This is a genomic window from Duganella sp. Root336D2, assembly GCF_001425005.1.
In the GTDB taxonomy this organism is placed as follows: domain Bacteria; phylum Pseudomonadota; class Gammaproteobacteria; order Burkholderiales; family Burkholderiaceae_D; genus Rugamonas.
Genome location: NZ_LMDB01000038.1, coordinates 158,580 through 180,761 on the forward strand (window position 1 = coordinate 158,580; position 22,182 = coordinate 180,761).

Consider the following 22,182-nt stretch of genomic DNA (forward strand, 5'->3'; position numbering starts at 1 on the left):
TCTCCTTATTCGAGGGTCCACACGTACTGCATTTTCTGCCAGGTGTCGACAGGCTTGCCGCGCACCGTGGCGGGTTTGAAATGGCATTTGCCGATGCCTGCCTGCGCCGCCTTGTCCAGGCCACGGTGGCCGCTGGACCTGAGTACTTTCGAGCCTGCGACCTTGCCGCTTTCATCGATGTTGAAAGACAGCGTCACGGTGCCGGTATGCCCTGCCTGCAGATCCTCGCCAGGCCACAGTGGCTTGGAGCAGGATTTGAAGTCGACGACGGCTGGCGTGCGTGCGGCGGGGACCTTTGCGGCATCGATGCGGGCATTGGCGTAGCCGGTCAGGCATGCAGCGCTGAGGCCCAGTGCGGCCACCGCTGCCTTCCAGTTGCTGCTCTGCTCTGGTGGCAGCAGCAAGTGGCGGATGCGTTGCATCAGGTCGCCGCCGTCGGCTGCCAATGCCATGCGCTGCGAGGAAAACTGCATCTTCTCCAGCTCGGACAGGGCGAGTGCCAGGCGGCGTGGTTCGCCAGTCAATTGCGCGGCGATGCCGTCGGCTACCAGTTCGCGTTCATGACGGATGCGGCGCGACAGCCACCACACTGCAGGGTGGTAGAACAGCAGGATCTCGACCACGTTCTGCAGCAGGTTGAGCAGGAAGTCGTGGCGGCGCACATGGGCCAGTTCATGCGCCAGCAGCGCCTCCAGCAGTTCCGGCGGCATGCGTGCCGCGAGGGCGGCGGGTACAAGTACGACGGGACGCCACCAGCCCGCAGTGATCGGGCTGGCCAGCGTTTCAACAATGCGCAGGCCGACTTCGCGGCGGATGCCGAGGCGGGCTGCGAGGCTCGATAGACATTGCTGCCAATGTTCATTGCGGCTGCCGTTGCGGCGGGCGCGCGTGATCCAGGCCAGGCCGAAGGCGCTGCGCATCGCCAGCGTGCCTACGCATGCCAGCCAGCCTGCCACCAGCAGGGGCAGGCGGTTGTCGATGCTGGCCAGCAGTTCGCTTTGCCCGAACGCGCCTCCGCCCGCCAGCACCAGGGTTTGCAGCGAACGGGGTGTGGCTTGCAGGGCGCCGGCGAATTCGTACGCTGGCCACAGCAGGCAGGCCAGCATTGCTGCGCAGGCCATGGCATAGCGCGCACCGGGGCGGGCGCCGCGCATCAGCCAAAGCAGGGCGGCCGCGGCCAGGCCGAGCAGCGCGCCCTGCCACAAAAAGTGAATCAGGGCCCAGCCTGCGGCATGGATGATGTCATTCATTCGGCTTGTCCCCTTGCTTCAGCAGCGCTTCAATCTCGTCGCGTTCCTTCTTCGAGATGCCGCTATTCAGGGCTGCCAGTACCAGTGCCTTGGCGGAACCGGCGAAGGCGCGCTGCAGCAGGTCCTGCAGCATATTGCCCTGCATCGCCTCGCGCGCCACGGCTGCGGCGTAAATGTGGGAGCGCTGGCTCTCGTCGCGAATCAGCAAGCCTTTGCCATGCATGATCTGCATCAGGCGCAGCACCGCGCCGTAAGCCAGGTCGGGCTTCCCGGCCAGCATGGCCTCGTGTACCTGTTTCGCGGTGGCAGGCCCCAATGGCCAGAGCGCCTGCAGCAGTTCCAGCTCGGCTGGAGTGGGTTTAGGAAGGGAGGGCATATTTATTTCCTGGTAAGGTTTTGACTAGAATAGTCTTTCTAGACAGAGTTGTATACTTTGTGGTCTTCACTGTGGCGTAATGTAGACAACGATGTCTATAGATCTAAATTGCATATAGGTCTGAGTTTTAATTAGTTTCAGAAATGAAAGGCCGCCGTTATAGTTGCCTCATGAAAACGCCAGCCTCACTCCTCCGCCACACCGTCTACCTGCTCTGCATGGCGCAGTGCATGTGCCGCTGCTAAGCGCACCCACTCAAACCCCTCGCAACAAACCGTTTAGCCATTCCCGCCCACGAGGCAGGCAGGCCCCCGCATACCCAAAAGGAAGAACATGATCAAGCCCCTCAGCATCACCCTGGCCATTGCTGCCGCTTTCCCGCAACTGTCGTATGCACAGGAAGAACTGGCGCGAGTCGTCGTGACAGGTTCGAATATCCGCACCTCCCAGAAAGAAGGCGCGAGCGCCGTGCAGGTGCTGACCGCCAAGGAACTGGCCGCCACCGGCAAGACCACCGTGGCCGATATCCTGCGTACGATTTCCGCCAATAGCGGCAACAGCTACAACGAGCAGTACACCGGCAGCTTCTCAGCCGGCACTGCGGGCCTTTCGCTGCGCGGCCTTGGCCAGAAGAACACCCTGATCCTGGTGAACGGCAAGCGCGTGTCTTCCTACGCCACTGCGCAAGACCTGCAGGAAGTCTTCGTCGACCTTAACTCGCTGCCGATGGCCGCTGTGCAGCGCATCGAAGTGCTGAAGGATGGCGCTTCCTCCGTCTACGGTTCGGATGCGGTGGCGGGTGTGGTCAACATCATCCTGTACAAGGAATTCAAGGGCACTGAAGTCAGCGCGCAATTGGGTTCTTCCACCGAGGGCACCGGCCAGCTGGAACGCAGCGCGTCGCTGCAGACCGGCTTTGGCAGCCTTGATGAAAATGGCTGGAGCGTGGTGTTCTCGCTCGACGCGCTGAAGCGCGACAAGCTGCAGCAAACCGACGTCTCATACCTGCGCGGCAGCGACTTCCGCGGTTATGCCAACGGCACCCTGGCATGGACTCCGACCAATTACTATGGCACTGCCGATGCGACCAAACAACTGGGCGGCGTGCAGGGCCCGCTGCAGGTGCAGAATTACGGCGACATCACGCCGGGCAAATCCGGCCAGGTGCTGGCCTACAATCCGGCCGAATTCCGCACCCTGGTCCCGGGCGTGGAGCGCGTGCACACTTCCTTGCGCGGCACCCTGAAACTGGATGCAAACACCGAAGCCTATGCCGAAGGCCTGTACGGCTATTCCTGGGCGGAGCAGACTTTTGGCGCGCCTTTGACCGTTGGCAGCGGGCTGCGCGCATGGAACAACAGCAGGCAGGCGCTGGATAACATTCCAGTGGCCCTGCCAGCCGGCCACCCGAACAATCCAGGCCCGACCGCGCTGCCATTCACTGCCACCCTGTTCGACCTGGGCCCGCGCCTGAAGCAAGACAAGGTGGATTTCTATCGCGTGCTGACCGGCATCAAGGGCAGCAGGAACGGCTGGGAATATGACGCCTCCATCGCCCGTTCCGGCAGCAAGCTGAAAGAAACGGTCGACAACTTCGTCAACCGCTACGAGTTTGAAAAAGTGCTGGCAGACGGCAGCTACAACTTCGCCGACCAGTCGAAGAACAGTGAAGCGGTGCGCAATCGCCTGCGCCTGTCGACCCTGCGTCCGGCTGAATCGAAACTGACGGTGGCCGATTTCAGCGCATCGAGGGAGCTGCTGGAACTGCCGGCCGGTGCACTGGGCTTCGCTCTTGGCGGCCAATGGCGCCAGGAAGAAATGAACTCCAATACCTCGACGGCGGTGCTGTCGGGTACCGAGCTGCGTCCCGCGATCAATATCATCAAGGGCAAGCGCGAAGTGACCGCGGCCTTCGCAGAATTCAACGTGCCAGTGCTGAAAGACCTGACCGTCAACCTGGCCGGCCGTGCCGACAAGTACAGCGACTTCGGCTCCGCCTTCTCGCCGAAAGCCAGTGTGCGCTACCAGGCCGCCCCATGGCTGCTGCTGCGCGGCACCGTGTCGCGCGGCTTCCGCGCACCGTCGCTGCCGGAGATCACCAATTCTACTTCGGTCAGCTACGGTTCGGTGATCGACAAGCTGGACCCGATCACGCCAAGCCAGGCGCGCGGCGTGACCAACATCACCGTCGCCAATACCGAGCTTTCGCCTGAACGCTCGAAGAACGTGAACCTGGGCTTTGTGGTGTCGCCATCGGCCAATAGCAGCGTGGGCGTGGACTTCTACCATATCCGCACCAACGGCGTGATCGACACCGAAAGCACGGACACCATCCTGGCCAACGAAAGCACCCACCCTGAGAAAGTGGTGCGTGATGCCCAGGGCCGGATCCTGACCCTATACCGCCAATATTCCAACCAGGGCGAGCGCGTAGTGAGCGGCATCGACGTCGACCTGCGCTACAAGCTGCCGAAGAATGCCTACGGCAACGTGACCCTGAATGCGCAATTGAGCCGCGTGTTCAAATACGAGCAACCGCTGTCGAACGGGGAGGCGCTGACCAACGGCGCCGGCACCAATTACTTCGGTTCCATCCCGAAATGGCGCGGCACCACCAGCGCTAGCTGGGAGCTGGGCCAGTGGAGCACCAACGCCGCATGGAATTATGTTGGCGGCTACGAGCAGACCACCCGCCCTGGCGAGCGTGTGAAACCATTTGCAACCGTGGACTTCAACGTCGGCTACAAGATCAGCGCAGCCACCAGCGTCAGCCTGCTGCTGGCCAATGCCTTTGACCGCAAGCCTTCCTGGGATAGCTCGTTCAACTTCTTCGACTATACGCAAGGCGACCCGCGTGGCCGCTTCGCGTCAGTCAAACTCAATCACAAGTTTTGATGATCGTGGCGCGGTAGCTGCTGGGAGTGGTGCCCATCCGTTCGCGGAAGGCGGTTGCGAAATTGCCGGCATTGGCAAAGCCCAGCAGCAGCGCGATATCCTGCACGTCCATGTCGGTATCGCGCAGCAGATGCATGCCGCGCTGGATGCGTGCTTCGCGGATGTAGGCAAACACGGTCATGCCGGTGTGGGTGCGGAACAACTGATTCAGTTTTTCACGGTAGGTGCCCACGCTGGCGGCAATTTCCGCCAGGCCGGGCAGGGCAGCCAGGTTGTCGTAGATCAGGCGCTTGGCTGCGTTGACGATCACCGAGTCGGTGTCGATCGGTTCGGCTTCGGCGGCCGCCACCGGGGGCCGCTTCATCAAATTCAGGTGCACGTGGATGCGTGCCGCCAGTTCCCCCGGCGTAAATGGCTTGCTGACAAAGTCGACGCCGCCCAGCTGAAGGCCCATGATGCGGTCTTCCACCGCTTCGGTGCCGCTCAGGAAAATAATCGGGATATCACGCGTCGCCGGATTGGCTTTTAATAGCCGGCAACAGGTGTAGCCGTCCATATTCGGCATCCGCACGTCCAGCAGGATCAGGTCAGGCTGGCCGGACAGCGCCAACTGATATCCCTGTTCGCCATTGAAAGCTACCGATACGCGGTAGGGCATTTCGCTTAACAAGTCGACGAGCATGCGCTGTTCGAACGCGGAATCATCCACGATCAAAATATTGCGCACTTGTGCATCGCTGGTCAGGTACATGGTTTTCCAGGGTCGGGCAGTGTTGCTTATTATGCCCATGTTTAAAAGAATGTTGCGCATTTCACATGGTGCAAAGGCGTTCTCTCCTCTGGCAAAAGTAAAGTGCGCCGCAACAACGCCGAATGGAAAGAAGATAGCCACGTTCCTTGCAAGAGTGATTTTTGGTGAGTCTTTTAGGGGTGTTTTCGCGGTTCAATTGAGTCTGAAGCATTCAACTGGTTAAATTAAACCAACTGACTAGGAGGCAACATGAAACATACCGACTTTGGCCAAATGCCATGCCCGATCGCACGTAGCCTGGGCAAGGTAGGCGAGTGGTGGAGCATCTTGATTCTGCGCGATGCGTTTTACGGCCTGACCCGCTTCGACGAATTCGAAAAGAGCCTGAAGATCGCGCCCAATATGCTGACCCGCCGCCTGGCCGGCCTGGTCGAGGGTGGCCTGATGGAACGCCGCCAGTACAGCACCCGTCCGCCTCGCTATGAGTACATCCTGACCAAGGCTGGCCGCGACTTCAAGCCTGTCCTGCTGGCCTTCATTGCCTGGGGTAACGAGCACCTGTCGCCGGAAGGCGCCAGCTTGCTGGTGGTGAGCCGCGAAACCGGCAAGCCGGCCGACCAGGTACTGGTCGATGCGAATAGCGGCCTGGCCATCAATGACGAGGACTATATGTTCGCGCCAGGGCCCGCAGCGCCGGAAGTGATGCGTAACCGCATCAACGAAGCCGGCCGCCGCATGCCTAATTAGGCAGCAGCTGTTCGTAGACCGCGTTTGCGATCTGCGACAGCTCTTTCTTTCCGACGGCAGCTGACAGCGCATAGCCGAAGCTGCCGTCGATCCAGTAAAACACCCCCACATTGCCTTCCTGCGCGAAGCGGAATCCGGTGTCGCGGTTTTGCTTTTGGCCGGAGCTGACGTAAAGCGTCAGGCGCTGGCCGCTGGCGTCGGCGTACATGAACTGGGCCACCGGGCCGGTGTCGCCGGGCAGTAGCCTGCCGCCAACCAGTTCGTATCCCTGTTGCACCAGTTGCGGCGGGCGCAGCTGCCTGCCCAGGCGTTTTGACAGCCAGGCCACCAGGTGCTGCTGCTGGTCGGCGCCGACTTCTACCGGGTGTTTGACTTCGGGCGTATAGACAGCATGGGCGATGGCGGCCTGGCGCGGCAAGGCGGCAAGCGCGGGGCTACCGGCTGCCAGGCCGGCGCCGCCGCCAGGTCCTGCGCCGCGCAACGTCCAGCCGGCGGCGCCGCCGATCACTGCGGCGCCGACGGCCACCGCCAGCATGGCGGCCATGCGGCGCCAGCCGGGGATGGACCAGGCCGGGGGCGGTGCGGATGGCGCGCCGGGGTGCGGCGGGTGAAGCGCTTCCGGAACGCGGGTGTCCAGGACATCATCGAACAGCGCATGCAGGGCGGCATTCTGCTCGCGGTAGGCTCGCAGCCGTGCGGCTTCGGCGGGATGGTCGGCCAGGTAGCGCTCGACCGCAGCCAGCCGATCCGGCGGCAGGCGGCCATCGACCCAGGCTTGCAATTCGGCTTCGTTCATTTTACTACCTTCAAATTGGCCGCTGGCGGCTGGCCCGCCATCAGCCGCCGCAGGTTCTCGCGTGCGCGGCTCAGGCGCGACATCACGGTGCCAAGCGGGATGTCGAGCGTGGCCGCCACGTCTTCATAGCGCATTTCTTCCAGCGCCACCAGCAGCAGCACTTCGCGCTGCGCCGGCGGCAGTTGCTGCAAGGCGCGCTCCAGGTCGCGCATGTCCAGCGTTCCCGACGATGGCGCGCAGGGCAGGTCGCCATCCTCCAGCTCCACCGCCGGCGGGGGCGTGCGCCGCAACTGGTCGACGTGCAGGTTGTGCATGATGCCGAACAACCAGGCGCGCAAATCCCCGTCCGTCCGCCACTGGGCGATGCGCGCCCAGCCGCGTTCCACGGTGTCCTGCACCAGGTCGTCGGCGCGGGCGCTATCGCCGGTCAGCGCCCGCGCGTAACGGCGCAGGCGCGGCAGGCAGGCCAGCAGGCGCGCATGGATCTCATCCTGCACATCCTGCATGGGCTCAATCCTTGACGACGTGCCAGATGTCCTTGACGTTGTCGCCCGCGCGGTCGCCGGCCTTCTTGTCGCCGGCGAACAGGTAAAGCGGCTTGCCCTTGTAAGCCAGCTGTTTGCTGCCGTCATCGCGGGTGATAGCCGACCACGGCGCGGCCAGTTCTCCGGAAGCGGCAACGGCCGGCCAGTTTTTCAGGCAGCCATCGAGGCAGGCGCTCTTGCCGCTGCCGGCAACGTCCTTGTCGAAGGTATACACCGTCATGCCGGCGCCATCGACATAGACGCCGTCGGTTTTTTTCAGCGGTTCGGCAGCGATGGCGGCGGTGCTCATGAGGGCGGCCAGGGTGAGTACGATAGCTTTCATTATTAACCTCCATGGGTGATGAGTATTGCGTATACGTAGCGTGTGGCCAGCTTATTCCATCCTGCATAAAATAATTTTCCTGCCAATTCTGTCACGGAGGATGCGATGAACAATTTCATGCGTGTAGCTGTGTTGTCGGCCCTGCTCGGTGTAGGAAGCGCCTGGGCTGAAGGGCTCGCCAAAGCGGACCAGAAAATGCTGACCGACCTGGCCATGGCCAATATGGCGGAAATCGAAACCGCCAAGCTGGCATTGCAAAAGACCCAGAGCGACCGGGTCAAGAGCTTCGCCCAGCAAATGGTCGATGACCACACCAAGGGGCTGGACGAAGTGCGCAAGGTGGCTGCCGCGCGCAGCGTGACCCTGCCGAGCGAACTGGATGCCAAGCACAAAGCCATGGCAGCCAAGCTGGAGAGGCTATCCGGCGACAAGTTTGACCGCAGCTATATGGAGCAGGCCGGCGTGCAGGCCCATAAGGAAGCGCACCAGCTGGTGAGCAAGGCAGAGTCGACGGCCCAGGACAGTGAGCTGAAATCGCTGGCGACCCGGCTGCAGCCCACCATCCACCAGCACCTGAATAATGCGGAACAGTTAAATGCTGCCATCAAGGGCGGCGGCGCGAGTATGGGCAGCAGCGGCACCGAGGGCAGCAGCGGCGGCGACAAGCCGGACGCCAGCTCTCGCGACAGCAAGCCCGAACGACGCTGACGGCAGCGGCAGGAGGCCGCGTTGTTGCTCGTTAAGCAAGCTTAAGCTACTTGAACACCGAAAAGTGCGGTCGTGCGGTATGATTCTCTACTGCAACACGTATTTCAAGGATATTAAGTAGTGGATTTGTTCGCGCTCGACGAAGAGCTGGCCCAGTGGGAAGCAGAATTACCGTATTCCGAGGGCGAACGCCGCCTGGAATTGCTATCCCTATTGGCTTGGCAGCTGCGCCAGCGCGATGGTGTGCGTTCGGCGCAACTTGTCGCCGAAGCAACTCCGTTGGCTGTTCTTTTGCCGCCGGCGGAAAGGCGTGTGCTGGCAGCGCGCTGGGAGCTGATCAAGGCCGAAGCCAGTTGGCTGGACGGCGACCTGGTCACTGCCAGCGCCATCGCCGAACGCGCCATGCTGGAATTCGCCCGCCGGAACGATCGGCTGGGCGCTTCCGATACCCACAGCCTGATGGCCTGGATTGCGGTCGACCGCGGCGACTCCGCCGGTTGCGAAAACGAGCTGGCGCTGGCCATTGCCGATGCCCGCGCCTCAGGCGACACCATGCGCATCGATATTTTCGAGAGCCTGGCGGCGCTATTCAGCGTGTTTCGCAATGCGCCGGCAGCCAACGAACGCTGGAGCAAACGTTTTGCCATCGACCTGGCGGGCCGGCACCCGGTGGTGGCGGGCTGGATTTCGGATTACCTTGGCACGGCGGCCTTCCAGGCGGCGGAATTCGGCCGCGCCATCAGCCACCTGATCGCGGCATTCGAGGCGGCCCTGGTTTCCGGCCAGGTTCGCCGCGCCGTGATCCTCGCTACCAATATCGGCAACGCCTTCACCCGCCTGAATGCGCACGACGCTGCGCTGGAATGGATGCAGCGCGGGCTGGAACTGGCGCGGCCCACCGGTTGGCCAATGTGCATCGGCCTGACCCAGATGCAATCGGCTGAAACGCTGCGCCACCTGGGCCAGCGGCCGGCCGCCAAAGCGCTGCTGCGCGACGCATTGCAAATGCTGGCGCCCCTGTCCGGTTCGCGCGCCTTTGTCATGGCGCTGGAGTACCAGGGCGACCTGGCACTGGACCTGGGCGACTACGAGGCGGCACTGGCCAGCTTCCGCGAACTGGAGCAGCGCGGCCACGCACTGGCCCAGAGCGATTTCCACAGCTGCGCGCGGCGCGGCCAGGCGCATGCGCTGGCGGGGCTGGGCAGGATGCAGGAGGCGCAGGCAGCGGCCATGTCGGCACTGGCGCTGGCGCGCGAGCTGAGCGACCCGTTCAGCCAGATCGCGGCCTTGCGCGTGCTGGCCGATATCCATGCCGGCAATGCGATGTCGGTGCTGCAGTACCTGCGCGAAGCGCTGATGATCGCTGCCACCATCGATGGCTATATCGTGCCGGGCGAATTGCTCGATTCAGTGGCGCGCGAGTATGCCGCAGTGGGCGACTTCGCCCGCGCCTATGAATTTTCGGTACAGGCCAATGCGGCGCGCGTGCGCAGCAACAGCCAGGAAGCGACCAACCGCGCGATTGCGATGCAGGTGCAGCACCAGACCGAGCGCGATCGCCAGCTCGCCGCCGCCGAGGCGCAGCGTGCGGAAGTGCTGGCACAGACCAGTGCCACGTTGAGCCACCTGTCCGCCATCGGCCAGGAAATCACTGCGCAACTCGATGCGTCGGCGGTGTTCCGCGCGCTCGATCGCCATGTGCATGGCCTGCTCGATTCGACCCACTTTTCGATCTTCCTGCTGGACCCGGACGGCGCGGTGCTGCATTGCGCATTCGGGGTGGAAATGGGCTTGCCGCTGCCGCCGACCCGCATCGCGCTGTCCGATCCGCAATTCAACACAGCGCGCTGCGTACGCAATCGCGATGAAATCCTGATCGAGATCGAAGACAAGTCGGATACGCCCAACCTGATCCCGGGCACCTTGCCGACATTGACGCTGCTGTTTGCGCCGCTGATGATCGGCGAGCGCGTGCTGGGCGTGATGACGGTGCAGTCCATGCTGCCGCGCGCCTACGGTGAGCGCGAACGCTTGATTTTCCGCACCCTGTGCGCCTATGGTGCGATTGCGCTCGACAATGCGGCGGCGCAGGCGCAGCTTCTGGAGAAGAACCTCGAACTGGAACGGGCCTATAGGGCGCTGGAAGAGGTGAGCCTGACCGACCAGTTGACCGGCTTGCGCAACCGCCGCTTCTTCCTGCAGCATGTGGAGTCCGACGTGGCGCTCAGCCTGCGCGGGTATGACGGGGATGGGGCCGGCGCGGACAGCGACCTGGTGTTCTACATGGTCGACCTGGACCACTTCAAGGATGTCAACGACCGCCACGGCCACGCCGCCGGCGATTCGGTCCTGGTGCAGATGAAGGACCGCCTGCGCGAAGTATTCCGCGAGTCCGACTACCTGGTGCGCTGGGGCGGCGAAGAATTCCTGGTGCTGGCGCGGGCCACCGACCGCAGTGGCGCGCATGTGGTGGCGGAGCGCATCCGCCAGGCCGTATCGTCGCGCGCTTTCGTTCTGCCGGACGGCACGCCGTTGGCGCGTACCTGCTCGATCGGCTTCGCCTGCTATCCCTTCCTGCCGTCGCAGCCTCGCCTGATGAGCTGGTCGCAGGTGGTGGAGCTGGCTGACGTGGGGCTGTACATCTCCAAGCACTCCGGGCGCGATGCCTGGACCGCGGTGCATGCGACCGATGCGGCGCAGCCGGAGGAGCTGTTCGCGCGCCTGGTGCACCAGCTGGACCAATGCGTGGCGCGCGGCGAGGCGCGCATCGTGACCAGCCTCGGGGAGCGCACTATAATCACCCCATGAGCACACATCGCTGTTCCTGGGCCAATCCAAACAATCCACGCTATATCGCCTACCACGACCAGGAGTGGGGCGTTCCATGCCGCGACGAACTGCGCCTGTTCGAGATGTTGAACCTGGAGGGCGCGCAGGCGGGCCTGAGCTGGGAGACTATCCTCAATAAGCGCGACAACTATCGCGCCGCTTTCGATGGCTGGGACGCACGCAAGATTGCCGCGTATGACGAGGCCAAGGTCGAACAGTTGCTGTGCGACCCGGGCATCGTGCGCAACCGGCTCAAGGTGAATGCCGCCATCACCAATGCGCGCGCTTACCTGCGCCTGCTGGAAGAGGGCAGCAGCTTGTCCGGGCTGCTCTGGAGCTATGTGGACGGCAAGCCGATTGTGAACCGCGTGGCTGCGCAGGGCGACCGGCCGGCGCGTACCGAGCTGTCGGACCGCATCTCAAAAGATCTCGCCAAGCGCGGGTTCAAATTCGTCGGGTCCACGATTATGTATGCGTATATGCAGGGCATCGGCATGGTGAATGACCATGACCTGGCATGCTTCCGCCACGAGGAGTGCCAGCACGGTGGCTGATTCCCGCCACGTCATCCTCGACACCGCATTCGGCAGCGGCGCCCAGTTCCTTGCAAGCTTGGCGCGCCGCAGCGCCGGGCACCTGCACTACCTCGCGATCGCCCCATCCGTCCCCGGCGCATCGGCGCTGGCGGCGCTGGCCGCCGCCGCTCCCGGCCTGGCCGCGCAATGGCCGCTCGACGTGCCAGGCCTGCATCGCCTGCATGCACCTGCCGAACGCCTGACGCTCGACCTGCTCATCGGCCCGGCCGAAGCCTGGCTGCCCGAAATTGTGGCCCGCATCGATGAATTCATCATCGCCGAACCGCTCGGCCAGGTCCGCGCCCTGCAACGCCTGGCTGCGCCGGCATCCACGCTGCGCATGCGCCAGCCCGACGAGCAAGCGCTGCGCTGTTTGCGCGCCGCCGGCTTCACCGTCACCGGTGAGCCGGAAGCTGGATGGCAGCACGCTGCCTACACCAGCCGCAAGCCGCAACCGCCGTGCGCCCCAACGCCCGAACGCCGCGCCGTCGTGATCGGCGCCGGCGTGGCAGGCAGCGCAGCGTGTGAACGCCTGGCTGCGCGCGGCTGGCAGGTCACCCTGATCGAGCGTCATGACGCTCCCGCGCAGGAAGCGTCCGGCAACCGTGCCGGTATCTTCATGCCCCTCCTGTCGAAAGACGACAATATCCCCACCCGCCTGACGCGTGCCGCCTACCTGTACGCCCAGCGCGCATGGCAGAACCTGGGCGGCCTCGATCCGGACGCGCCGGGCGCCGAGGCAGGGGAGGGTGCAATCCGCGGCAATCGATGCGGCGTGCTGCAACTTGCGCGCGACGCCGAACACGCGCTGCTGCAGAAAGAAGTCGTCGACACCTGGCGCTACCCCGAACAATACGTGCGCTGGCTCGACGCACAGCAGGCAAGCGCCATGCTCGGCGCCCCAACACCCTATGGCGCCTGGCACTTCCCCGAAGGTGGCTGGGCTACACCGGCCTCCGCCTGCCGCGCCATGCTGCAAGCGTGTGGCGACAAGCTGCAGCGCATCTTCCATACCGAAGCCTTGCACATCGAACGCTCCGGCAGCGAATGGAACGTGCTGGACGCCCAAGGCAAGCTGCTCGCCACGGCACCGGTCGTCGTGCTGGCAAACGGCGCCGGTGCCACCGCGCTTGAACCGGCGCGCGAGCTGCCGCTCTACACCATGCGCGGCCAGGTCACCCACCTGCAGGAAGGCAGCTTCCCCAGCCTGAATCTGGTGGTTTGCCGCGAAGCCTATATGACGCCGCCGGTCGACGGCATCATTTGCGTCGGCGCCACCTACGACAAGTCCGCCGCACGCCAGCTCTGGCAATCCAGCCAGGACGAAAACCTGCTGCGCGCAGAAGAGATCCTGGGCAACCCGCATGGCGCAGGCGCTCCGCTGCAAGGCCGCGTGGGCTTCCGCACCATGGCTCCCGACCGCCTGCCGCTGGTGGGCCCGCTGCCCGACAACGCAAACCAGGCCCGCACCGAACGCCTGCGCGACCTGCCGCGCCACCCGGGCCTCTACGCCTTGCTTGGCTACGCCAGCCGTGGCCTGATCTGGGCGCCCCTCGCCGCCGAAATCCTGGCCTGTCAACTGGAAGACGAGCCCCTTCCCATCGAAGCAACACTGGCCGCCGCACTGGACCCCGGACGCTTCCTGCTCAAGCAGCGGCGCAAGCTATAATGGTTTCCTATCCAATGGCTGGAGAATCCATGGAAGAGCGCGCCGGCTCGCCAGAGCTGTTCATGTTCCTTGCCTCCACGGTGCACGACATGAAGAATTCCATCTGCGTGCTGACCGGTACGCTGGAGAACCTGCTTGTGCAGGCAGGGGATTCCGCGCAAGACAATCCGGCCTACCCGCAGATGGCGCAAATGCTGTACCAGTCCAAGCGCCTGAACGACCACCTGATCCAGCTACTAGCGCTCTACAAGGAAGTCGGCCGGCCCAATTACCCCTTCGACCCGACTCCGGTGCAGGTCAGCGAAGTGGTCGATCAGCTGGTGGCCCAGCAGCGTGTCCTGCTGCAATCGAAAGGCATCCGGCTCGATACCGGATTCCCGCCAGGCCTGATCTGGACCCTTGACGAAGACCTTGTTCTGGGCCTGCTGGCGCATGCGATCAACAATGCCGTGCGCTACACGCGCGACCGCATCGCCCTCACCATTCGCGAGCACGATGGCTTCCTGGAGGTGCGTGTGGAAGACAACGGCAGCGGCTTCCCGCCCAATATGCTGGAGGCAGGCCAGGTTACAGGGCAGGGCATCAACTTCCTGACCAATAGCAGCGGCCTGGGCCTGTATTTCGCCAGCGAAGTTGCCAAGTCCCATAAACATCGCCAGCGCCAGGGCAGCATTGCGCTGGAAAACGGCGGCATGCTGGGCGGCGGCTGCTTCATCCTGCGTTTGCCATGAACGCGCCCGCCGTCACCACAGCTGTCGCAGCAGCGACGGAAAAAGAACCCGGTATCAATTGGGCCGACAGGCGCTACCTGATCGTGGACGACTTTGTCGGGGTGCGCCAGTTGCTGCGCGAAGCCTTACGCAGTCTGGGCGCACGCCATATCGACCAGGCCTCGAGCGGCGGCGAAGCAATGGGCCTGCTGGCGCGCGTGCAATACGACGTGATCCTGTGCGACTTCAACCTGGGCGAAGGCAAAAGCGGGCAGCACGTGCTGGAAGAAGCCCGCACTCGGGGCTTGCTGATGCCAAGCTGCGTGTGGCTGATGGTCTCCGCGGAAAAAAGCGTGGAGGCGGTAATGGGCGCCGCCGAGCACCAGCCCGACGCCTACCTGATCAAGCCGATCACCGAAGGCGTGCTGCTGACGCGCCTGAACCGCGCCTGGCAGAAAAAGCAGATATTCCAGGACATTGACGAGGCCTACCTGGAAAAGGATTACCTGCGCGCCGCCAAACTGTGCGCGGAAGCGGCAGGTCGCAACAAGCTGCACGAAGTCGACCTGATGCGCATGCGCGCCACCTTGCTGCTCAAAGCCGGCGAGACGGAGCAAGCACGCCTGGTCTACGAAAAAGTACTGCAAGAGCGCGACTTCAACTGGGCCCGCACCGGCATCGGCAAGATCCGCATGGCCAACGGTGAAGACGAAGCGGCGCGCCAGATGTTCCAGGGGGTGATTGCCGAGAACCGCTTCTACCTGGACGCCTACGACCAGTTGGCCAAGTCCTTGCAGAACATGGGCCGCATCGAGGAAAGCTGCGATGTGCTGGAGCGCGCTGCCAGGATGTCGCCCAATTCGGTGCCGCGCCAGCGCGCGCTGGGCACGACCGCGCTCAAGCTGGGGAATATCCCGCTGGCCGAGCGGGCCTTCCGCAAGTGCCTGCAGATTGGCGAATACTCGATCATGAAGACGGTCGACGCCTACTTCGGCCTGGCGCGCGTGCTGGGCCAGAAGAACGACGCCAAGGAGGCCTTGCTGCTGCTGGCTGCGGCGCAGCGCGACTTCTCCGGCAGCATGGTGGAGCTGCGCTCCAAGATTACCGAAGGCCTGGTGTACCACGAGAGCGGCGACTACCGCCGTGCGCGCAAGTCCGGCGACGAGCTGGAAACCATGCTGAAACAGGACAGCGAACGGCCTGACACGGCGACCTGCCTGGAACTGGCCACCTTGCTGTTTGCTGTCGGCGTGAAAGATGCGCCGATCGAGCTGCTGTGCTACGTGGTGCGCAACAATGACGAGAACACCGTCATCCACGACGAAGTACAGCGCATCTTCGACAAGGCCCGCATGGGCGAGGAGGGTGCCGCCTTCATCAACACGGCGCGCAGGGAAGCGTCGGAGCTGATGAACAAGGGCGTGCTGCTATGGAAGACCAATAAGCTGGACGATGCGGTGGAATGGATGCGCGAAGCGCGCCGCAACCTGCCTGACAATATGCGTATCCTGTTCAACTTCGCCCAGATCCTGATCTCGCACATGCAGGCCAAGGGCTATAACGACACCCTGATGTCGGAAGCGAATGATGTACTGATGCACGTTGACCGGATTGCACCGGGCCAGCAGCGCTTTGCGCAGCTAATCGAGCAGTTGCAAAAGTTGATTCCCGGCCGGATGTCGGCGGAAGAAATCGAAGCCGAGCTGAAGGCCGCCATGAAAGATGACCACGACAAGGAGTGATCCATGCGCGATATCGCCAAAGAGGTCTATAGCAAGATGAAGGTCGGGGCTGCTGCCTGGATTCGTCCAGTCAGCGCGAAAGGGGACACGCTGGAATCCTTCCAGACCGCACACGACGCGGCCAGGGCCATGGAAGACGAAGGCTTGATCAATATCATGAAGGTGCAGCGCGATGAGGATGGCCTGATTGAGGCCATCCGTATCCAGAAGCTGAATTAAGGCTTCGGCGCTTTCGGGGCGTGCTTGGCGGCTGGCTTGCGCGCCGCCGGCTTGGCCGCTGGTTTGCTGGCGTCGTGCGCGGCGCCGTTCCTGGCTGCTGCCGGTTTGGCGACCGGGTCGGCAGCCATGGCCGTGTTGACGGCTTGCGCAAACTGTTCCTGCAGCAGGTTCCACCAGGCGGCGGGATTGGCCATCTGGTTGGCGGCGGCGCTGGCGCTGTCGTGCGCAGCAGGCTTGGCGTCGGCGGCCGGTTTGTCGTCTGGTTTGTCGCCTGGTTTGTCGGCCGGCCTGGCGGCTTCGGTCGCCGGCTTGTCGGCAGGCTTGGCAGCTGCCGGCTTGGCAAACGGATCGTTGTGCGGCGCTTGCTGCACAGCGGCAGCCAGCGATTGCCCCATCGATTTGAGCGCCGCGATGGTGCCGCGCTGCACTTCCAGCGCATGGATGCTCGAACGCAGCATGGTGGCGTTCAGGTTGAGCCAGGACTCGACCGCTTTCAGCTCGCTGATTTTCTTGTCCAGGTCATCCACCGACAGCGTCGGCGCGGCGATGCCGGGCATACTGATGCCTGGCACGCCCATGCTCCCCCACAGGGATTTAACGAAGTCCAGCGTATCCGTCATGACTGCAGCGCCGGGGATGTGGGGCATTTGTGGATTGCTCATTTCGGGTCTCCGAGGGTAGGTGGTTTAGCGTAGCACACAGCTCTCCCAGACAGCAACGAGCAGCAGCACGGCAACGCAAGCGCCGGTGGCCAGCAGCGGGGAAAGGTGCAGCACCATCGACAGCATGCCCAGCACCAGCAGCAGGGCGATGCCGAGCAAATGGGAAAGCGGCGGCCAGGCGCGCGTATGCGCCAGCCATTTGAACACGGCAGTACCGCTCAGGAAGAGCAGCGGGCCGCCGATGATGGCCGCCAAGGCGGCCGCGCTGCCATGGTGGGGATGGCTCAGCACCAGCTCATCGCCCACGGCACCGACGATGATGCCCGCCACGATCGGAATGTGCAGGTAGGTGTAGTTGTTGCGCGCATGGCGGCCCGGCGTTTCGGAATGCACGATGCGGTGATGCCCTTGTTCCAGCCCGTGGTCGAAATACAGCCACCACATCAGGATCGCCCCCATCACTGCCAGCAGGAAGGCCAGTACGGTAGCGCGATCGAAAGCCAGGTCGGCAAACGTGGCGCCGGTCACCAGCAGCGATTCGCCGAGCGCGATGATGATGAACAAGGCGCAGCGTTCGGCCATATGGCTGCCGTCGACATTCCAGTCGGCCAGCGTGGAGCGGCCCAGGCCAGGCACGAAGTAAAACATGACCGGCCCCAGCATATCCACCGCCAGCGCGCCGAGCCACCACGCCAGGCGCGATTCGGGAGCCGCCAGGCCACCGGCCAGCCACAGCGCGCCGCTGGCGCCAAGCCACAAAGCGATGCGCACGAAATTGCAGCGCAAAGCGGCATCTTCGCCGCGGCTGGCTGCCAGCATTGCCAGCGTGCGGCCAAGCTGCTGCACCAGGATGGAAGCGCCGAACAGCCAGCCCAGGTCGGTGAAGGCGCGCGGGATCGAAACCGACATCAGCAGGCCCGCCGCCAGCAGCGCGAACAGGGCAGCGCGCACGGATTTCTTCTCAGGGTCGAACCAGTTGGTAGCCCAGACCGTGTAGATCCAGACCCACCAGGTCGCCAGGAACAGCAGGCCGACCTGCAATGCGCCTTCGGCATCCAGCCTTTTCAGCAGGGTGTGGGAAAGCTGGGTAACGGCAAACACGAATACAAGATCGAAAAACAGCTCGACCATGCCGACCTTGCCGGAATCGGCCTGGCCGCGCTGGCGCAAAAGGGACATCGGGACTCCTGGTCAGAATATCCGGCAAATTATGCCATTGAGCGTGCTGTCAGCGGAAATGGGGGGCTACACGTTAAACTAGCGACCATGACGATCGTTACACTTCCCCGCCACCGCCGCCGCATCATTGCTATCTGTGCTGCCACCGTGGCACTGCATTTTGTGACGATCAACTGGGTCAGTGGCCGCATTGGCGCGGCCGAGCGCGAACGCGATACGGAAAAAAATGTCATCAGCGCGGAGCTGCGCCCGCCGCCGCCGCCCGATCCGGTAGTGCCGGAGCCGGTCAAAGCGCCGCCGCCCAAGCCGAAGCCCAAGCCGAAGCCGAAGCCGAAGCCGCCCAAGCCCGCCCCGCCGCCTGAAGAAGCGGCGCCGGTCGGCGAACCCGCGCCGGCGGAAACTGCGCCTGCGGAGCCGGAAGCGGCTGCGCAAGGCGGCCAAGCGGGCGCTGCGCCGGCCACCGCTGGCGTAGAATCCGCGCAAGCGCAGCCTGAAGCTGCGCCACAGGCCGAGCCGCCAGCCGAGCTCACACGCTGGAAGGTCGCCTTGCCGCCGTCCGCCCGGTTCGAACTGGACGTCAGGCGCAAGGACGCGGACGGCACCAACTGGAGCGGATCGGCCAGCATTGGCTGGCAGACGGACGGCGCCAGTTACAAGGCGACGCAGGAAGTTGGCATCAGCCTGCTGATCGCGCGCGTCAACCTGCTGGAAGTGAACAGCGAAGGCACGATCAACGAATTCGGCATCGCCCCTGCGAAGTTCAGCGAGAAACGCCGCAACCGTTCGGCCACCGCCACCCACTTCAACCAGCAGGAGCAGAAGATCACCTTCTCCGCCAGCGAACGCAGCGTGCCGCTGACAGCGGGAGCGCAGGACCGCGCCACGGTGCTGTTCCAGCTGGCCGGCATCGGGCGCGCGGACGTCAACCAGTTCGGCAAGCCGATGGAGATCCTGGTCGGTGAAGACCGCAACGCCCAGGTCTACAGCTTCCTGCTGGTGGGCGAAGATGAGATCGAAACCAAGATGGGCAAGCTGGTGACCTGGCACCTGGCGCGCCCGCCCAAGCCCGGCAGCTACAGCGCCAGGCTGGACATCTGGCTGGCGCCAAGCCTGGACTGGTATCCGGTGCAGATCCGTAATACGGAAAGCAACGGCGCCGTCACCACCCAAACCGTCACACGCATCATCAAGTAAGGATGTCGCCATGCGCAGTACCCTGATTACCCTGGCCCTGGCCTTCGCTGCCACCACCGCCAGCGCCGCCAAACCCGATTATCCGGTCGCCAAGCGCGCCACCAGCCTGCCGCCGTCGGCCGACCTGTCGTATGCCGTCAAGGGCAGCAACCACGGCTTCCCGCTGGCAGGCACCGGCACGATCGCCTGGCGCCAGGGAGAAGGCAGCTACTCGCTGCACAGCGAAGCGCGTTCCAGCCTGTTCGGCAAAGTGCTCGAGCAGCGCAGCGAAGGCACGCTGGACGGCTACGGCCTGGCGCCCGCCACCTTCTACGAAAAACGCTTCCGCAAGGAGCCGACCACCACCCGTTTCGAGCGCGACACGCGCCGTATCGAGTTCGAGGACGGCAAAACGAGTTACGCCATCCGCGGCGGCGAACAGGACCGCAGCAGCGTGACCTTCCAGCTGGCGATCCTGGCCCGCGCCACCCCGGACAAGTTCACGCCTGGCAGCGAATGGACCTTCTTCGTAGCCGGCCGGCGGGACGGCGAGCCCTGGACCTTCCGCGTGGTTGGCAGCGAAACGCTGGAAAATCCCACCCTCGGCGAACAAAAGGTACTGCACTTCAGCCGCAAGCAAGTCGGCGGCCATGAGCAGCGGGTCGACCTGTGGCTGGCCCCCGACCTCGACTGGTACCCGGCGCGCATCCTGTTGAAGGAAGAAGACGGTGATTCCTTCGAGCAAGTCCTAGAGAAAGTCAACCGAAAATAGCCACACCCGGCCTGTTATACTTGCACCCTCAAAGTCGGGGCTTGCTACCAATTTGAAAGTCGGGGTCAGCTCCGGCAATCGGACATTTCGCTATGCGAAATGTCCGATTGCCGGAGCTGACCCCGACTTTCAAATTGGTGGCCGACCCCGGTTTTAATTACTGGAGCGCAATGATTGATTTGATGGCAAGTGCGGCCCCGGCCGACACCAACCCGACGGAGCAAGAGCAGCAGGACGCCCTGCAGGCCCACTTCCAGCCCCATATTTCCGCCGACGAGATCGAGCAGGTCTATCACCTGAAGCGCGCCCAGCCGCTGCTGCAGGTGTTTACTGCATTGTTCCACGGCGGCTTCGAGGGAGTGCTGGTGCGCCTGCTGGTCCTGCGCGAACTTGCAAATGAAACAACTTCGTCCGCGTTTTCGCGCGCCGATATCAACACGCGCCTGGCCTACCTGCTGCCGGAAAGCCTGGAAACGGTGCTGAACCGCCTGCGCTCCAACGGCCTGCTGGCGTGGGATGCGCAGCAATCGGTATACCGCGTGACGCCGATGGCGCGCAATGTGCTGGCCTCGATCGACAGCCTGCTGGCGCTGGCTGCTCCGGAAGACGACGATGCCGAAATGGGTTTCCTGCTGTCGCAGGTGGCGGGCGCGCAAGCCGTGGGCGGCATCACCACCGAGCAGCTGCAGCATTTGCTGGGCCGCCTGGTCGACCTGACCGAAGAATTCCGCGACGCCATCGCGTCCGGTTCCGAATTCCGCCTGCGCGAATCGCAGGCAAAGTGGCACCAGGCCTGCGATTGGGTCGAGAAGGGCTCGGTGATCCTGCGTGCCATTACCACTGACGAAAATGCGGACAGTGCCACGCACCGCGCCGCGCAAGCCATCGGCCGTGCCCAGTCGCAGCTGCTGAACATGCAGGGCATGTTCTCGCGCGCACTGAACCAGATCGAGCGCCAGCGCGTGCACCTGGGCCAGTCCGGCCTCTCTACTACCGACATCAAACGCTGGCTGCTGGCCCATGAGGACCTGTCTTCGCTGGCGCTTGATGCGATCGACCAACCGGTGAAACCGCTGTTCATCACGCCTGCCGAGATGATCGACGTCGCCGAGACAGAATTAATGACAGAACGTGCCAATAACACTGGGCTGAACGGCCTGCCTGCCGGCCAGGATGCGCCGACCACGATCAACGATACCCCTGCGATGCAGAGGGAGCTGGACGACTGGCTGGCCCGCCTGTCCGACTTCGCGCAGCTGAACAACTTCCCGGCCGTGGCCGAAGGCTCTCCGCGCGAAGTCAAGGTGCACGAAGCGCTGCTGCCGGCATCCTTCGCCCTGGCGTCCTACCGCGCGTCGATGCTGCCGTTGCTGGGCGACGAGGCCGAGGCGTCGATGCAGGGCACCACAGCCGACCTGGCGCGCCTGCCGGTGCGCTTCTCGCCGCAAGACGAGATGGTGCAACTGCCCGACCTGGAGATCGCCGCCATATCCCTGGCCGCGCTGACCCTCGAATTAGACAAAGAAAGTCCGAAGTCCGATGAGTGACGATACCCAAATCCTGATCGCGCGCCTGGTAGCGCACCAGACCCTGCGCCGCGACGACAAGATGGTCAAGCGCGCCCTGTCGGACGAGTTGTTCCGCGCCGAAGTCGATGCCCGCCTCGCCGCCTGCGGCATGAAGCTGCTGGATAACGTCTACGCCGACCACGTCACGCTGGCCCTGCACCGCAATATCGAGCCGAAGGTATTCGGCGCCAAAGACACCTGGCAGAACAATAATTTCGGCCTGGCGCGCGACGGCGTGGCCCTGCTGGTGGTGCTGTGGGCGCTGATCATCCTGCCCAAGCGCGAACGCCAGGAAACCCACCAGGCGGCGGACGACGACCAGAACGATATGTTCGGCAACGACAAGCCGGTGCCGCGCGCGGAAGACACTTCGATCGGCATCCCGTACAAGGCGCTGCTGGCCGACTTCGGTGACAAGCTGGGCAAGAAGACCCGCATGGACATGAACCTGGGCATCCTGGGCAAGCTCGGTTTCATCGAGCGCCGCGGCGAGATCATCGTCGAAGGCCCGCTGCTGGACCTGCTGATGGATACCGACCTGCTGAAAGAGCGCATCATCAACGGCGCCCTGGCCGACGTGTTCAAGCGCGCCCCGGCGCAGATCGTGCACATTCCGCGTGAAGTGCTGGCTGCAGCCAACGACGCCGAGCCGCAGCAAGCGGCCAATGAAGAAACTCCAACGGAAGAATAAGCG

The 22,182-nt window shown here is 63.7% G+C and carries 21 protein-coding genes; 13 read left to right on the forward strand and 8 right to left on the reverse strand.

What is annotated here, in order from left to right:
* Positions 1-5: 5 nt before the first annotated feature.
* Both ASD07_RS27140 and ASD07_RS27145 read right to left on the reverse strand, forming a co-directional pair.
* Positions 6-1,250, reverse strand: coding sequence for a M56 family metallopeptidase (locus tag ASD07_RS27140; RefSeq protein ID WP_055938034.1), 1,245 nt, complete (start codon positions 1,248-1,250; stop codon positions 6-8).
* Positions 1,243-1,626, reverse strand: coding sequence for a BlaI/MecI/CopY family transcriptional regulator (locus ASD07_RS27145; RefSeq protein WP_055938037.1), 384 nt, complete (start codon positions 1,624-1,626; stop codon positions 1,243-1,245). Before ASD07_RS27145 ends, ASD07_RS27140 begins: the two co-directional genes overlap by 8 nt.
* 333 nt (positions 1,627-1,959) lie before the next feature.
* Between ASD07_RS27145 and ASD07_RS27150 the strand changes: the two genes are divergently transcribed.
* Complete coding sequence (locus tag ASD07_RS27150) at positions 1,960-4,521, forward strand: TonB-dependent siderophore receptor (RefSeq protein ID WP_055938040.1); 2,562 nt, start codon at positions 1,960-1,962, stop codon at positions 4,519-4,521.
* Here ASD07_RS27150 and ASD07_RS27155 read toward each other — a convergent pair.
* Positions 4,505-5,272, reverse strand: coding sequence for a response regulator (locus ASD07_RS27155; RefSeq protein ID WP_055938044.1), 768 nt, complete (start codon positions 5,270-5,272; stop codon positions 4,505-4,507). The two genes, ASD07_RS27150 and ASD07_RS27155, sit on opposite strands and share 17 nt — an antisense overlap.
* Before the next feature lie 249 nt (positions 5,273-5,521).
* Here ASD07_RS27155 and ASD07_RS27160 point away from each other — a divergent pair, with 249 nt between their 5' ends.
* Positions 5,522-6,019, forward strand: a complete 498-nt coding sequence (locus tag ASD07_RS27160; RefSeq protein ID WP_055938047.1) for a helix-turn-helix domain-containing protein — start codon at positions 5,522-5,524, stop codon at positions 6,017-6,019.
* On the opposite strand, the gene ASD07_RS27165 is transcribed toward ASD07_RS27160, so the two are convergent.
* Genes ASD07_RS27165 through ASD07_RS27175 form a run of 3 tightly spaced genes read right to left on the reverse strand, consistent with a single transcriptional unit; the run spans position 6,012 to position 7,649 of the window.
* Positions 6,012-6,815 (reverse strand): anti-sigma factor, encoded by an 804-nt coding sequence (locus ASD07_RS27165; RefSeq protein ID WP_055938051.1) that lies wholly within the window; start codon positions 6,813-6,815, stop codon positions 6,012-6,014. The genes ASD07_RS27160 and ASD07_RS27165 overlap by 8 nt on opposite strands.
* Positions 6,812-7,321, reverse strand: a complete 510-nt coding sequence (locus tag ASD07_RS27170; protein ID WP_082507589.1) for an RNA polymerase sigma factor — start codon at positions 7,319-7,321, stop codon at positions 6,812-6,814. The genes ASD07_RS27165 and ASD07_RS27170 overlap by 4 nt, the downstream gene beginning before the upstream one ends.
* A gap of 4 nt (positions 7,322-7,325) precedes the next feature.
* Positions 7,326-7,649, reverse strand: coding sequence for a hypothetical protein (locus ASD07_RS27175; protein WP_229207318.1), 324 nt, complete (start codon positions 7,647-7,649; stop codon positions 7,326-7,328).
* Positions 7,650-7,787: 138 nt separating this feature from the next.
* On the opposite strand from ASD07_RS27175, the gene ASD07_RS27180 reads away from it, so the two are divergent.
* The 7 genes from ASD07_RS27180 (at position 7,788) to ASD07_RS27210 (ending at position 16,134) form a co-directional block, all read left to right on the forward strand.
* Positions 7,788-8,390: a DUF4142 domain-containing protein gene (locus ASD07_RS27180; protein WP_055938057.1), complete on the forward strand. Its 603-nt coding sequence runs from the start codon at positions 7,788-7,790 to the stop codon at positions 8,388-8,390.
* Positions 8,391-8,510: 120 nt separating this feature from the next.
* A complete protein-coding gene (locus tag ASD07_RS32180) occupies positions 8,511-11,198 on the forward strand; it encodes a sensor domain-containing diguanylate cyclase (RefSeq protein ID WP_304438662.1) in 2,688 nt (895 codons plus the stop codon).
* Positions 11,195-11,773 carry a DNA-3-methyladenine glycosylase I gene (locus ASD07_RS27190; protein WP_055938060.1) on the forward strand — a complete coding sequence of 193 codons (579 nt, stop codon included), beginning with the start codon at positions 11,195-11,197 and terminating at the stop codon, positions 11,771-11,773. Before ASD07_RS32180 ends, ASD07_RS27190 begins: the two co-directional genes overlap by 4 nt.
* The gene (mnmC, locus tag ASD07_RS27195) at positions 11,721-13,463 is read left to right on the forward strand and encodes an FAD-dependent 5-carboxymethylaminomethyl-2-thiouridine(34) oxidoreductase MnmC (RefSeq protein WP_229207305.1); all 1,743 of its coding nucleotides are present in this window, start codon (positions 11,721-11,723) and stop codon (positions 13,461-13,463) included. The genes ASD07_RS27190 and mnmC overlap by 53 nt, the downstream gene beginning before the upstream one ends.
* A gap of 29 nt (positions 13,464-13,492) precedes the next feature.
* Positions 13,493-14,194 (forward strand): sensor histidine kinase KdpD, encoded by a 702-nt coding sequence (locus tag ASD07_RS27200; RefSeq protein WP_156398193.1) that lies wholly within the window; start codon positions 13,493-13,495, stop codon positions 14,192-14,194.
* Positions 14,191-15,915, forward strand: coding sequence for a response regulator (locus ASD07_RS27205; RefSeq protein ID WP_055938063.1), 1,725 nt, complete (start codon positions 14,191-14,193; stop codon positions 15,913-15,915). Before ASD07_RS27200 ends, ASD07_RS27205 begins: the two co-directional genes overlap by 4 nt.
* 3 nt (positions 15,916-15,918) lie before the next feature.
* On the forward strand, positions 15,919-16,134 hold the full coding sequence (locus tag ASD07_RS27210) for a hypothetical protein (RefSeq protein ID WP_055938065.1): 216 nt from the start codon (positions 15,919-15,921) through the stop codon (positions 16,132-16,134).
* Here the strand turns inward: ASD07_RS27210 and ASD07_RS27215 are convergent.
* Both ASD07_RS27215 and ASD07_RS27220 read right to left on the reverse strand, forming a co-directional pair.
* On the reverse strand, positions 16,131-16,796 hold the full coding sequence (locus tag ASD07_RS27215) for a PhaM family polyhydroxyalkanoate granule multifunctional regulatory protein (RefSeq protein ID WP_055938068.1): 666 nt from the start codon (positions 16,794-16,796) through the stop codon (positions 16,131-16,133). The two genes, ASD07_RS27210 and ASD07_RS27215, sit on opposite strands and share 4 nt — an antisense overlap.
* Before the next feature lie 24 nt (positions 16,797-16,820).
* A complete protein-coding gene (locus ASD07_RS27220) occupies positions 16,821-17,975 on the reverse strand; it encodes a low temperature requirement protein A (protein ID WP_055938071.1) in 1,155 nt (384 codons plus the stop codon).
* 87 nt (positions 17,976-18,062) lie between these two features.
* Between ASD07_RS27220 and ASD07_RS27225 the strand changes: the two genes are divergently transcribed.
* From ASD07_RS27225 to ASD07_RS27240, 4 genes are all read left to right on the forward strand, one after another.
* A complete protein-coding gene (locus ASD07_RS27225) occupies positions 18,063-19,169 on the forward strand; it encodes a DUF3108 domain-containing protein (protein WP_055938074.1) in 1,107 nt (368 codons plus the stop codon).
* 10 nt (positions 19,170-19,179) lie between these two features.
* Positions 19,180-19,920 carry a DUF3108 domain-containing protein gene (locus tag ASD07_RS27230; RefSeq protein WP_055938076.1) on the forward strand — a complete coding sequence of 247 codons (741 nt, stop codon included), beginning with the start codon at positions 19,180-19,182 and terminating at the stop codon, positions 19,918-19,920.
* 170 nt (positions 19,921-20,090) lie between these two features.
* Positions 20,091-21,467, forward strand: coding sequence for a hypothetical protein (locus ASD07_RS27235; RefSeq protein WP_055938568.1), 1,377 nt, complete (start codon positions 20,091-20,093; stop codon positions 21,465-21,467).
* Positions 21,460-22,179, forward strand: a complete 720-nt coding sequence (locus tag ASD07_RS27240; protein WP_055938080.1) for a hypothetical protein — start codon at positions 21,460-21,462, stop codon at positions 22,177-22,179. The genes ASD07_RS27235 and ASD07_RS27240 overlap by 8 nt, the downstream gene beginning before the upstream one ends.
* Positions 22,180-22,182: the final 3 nt, after the last annotated feature.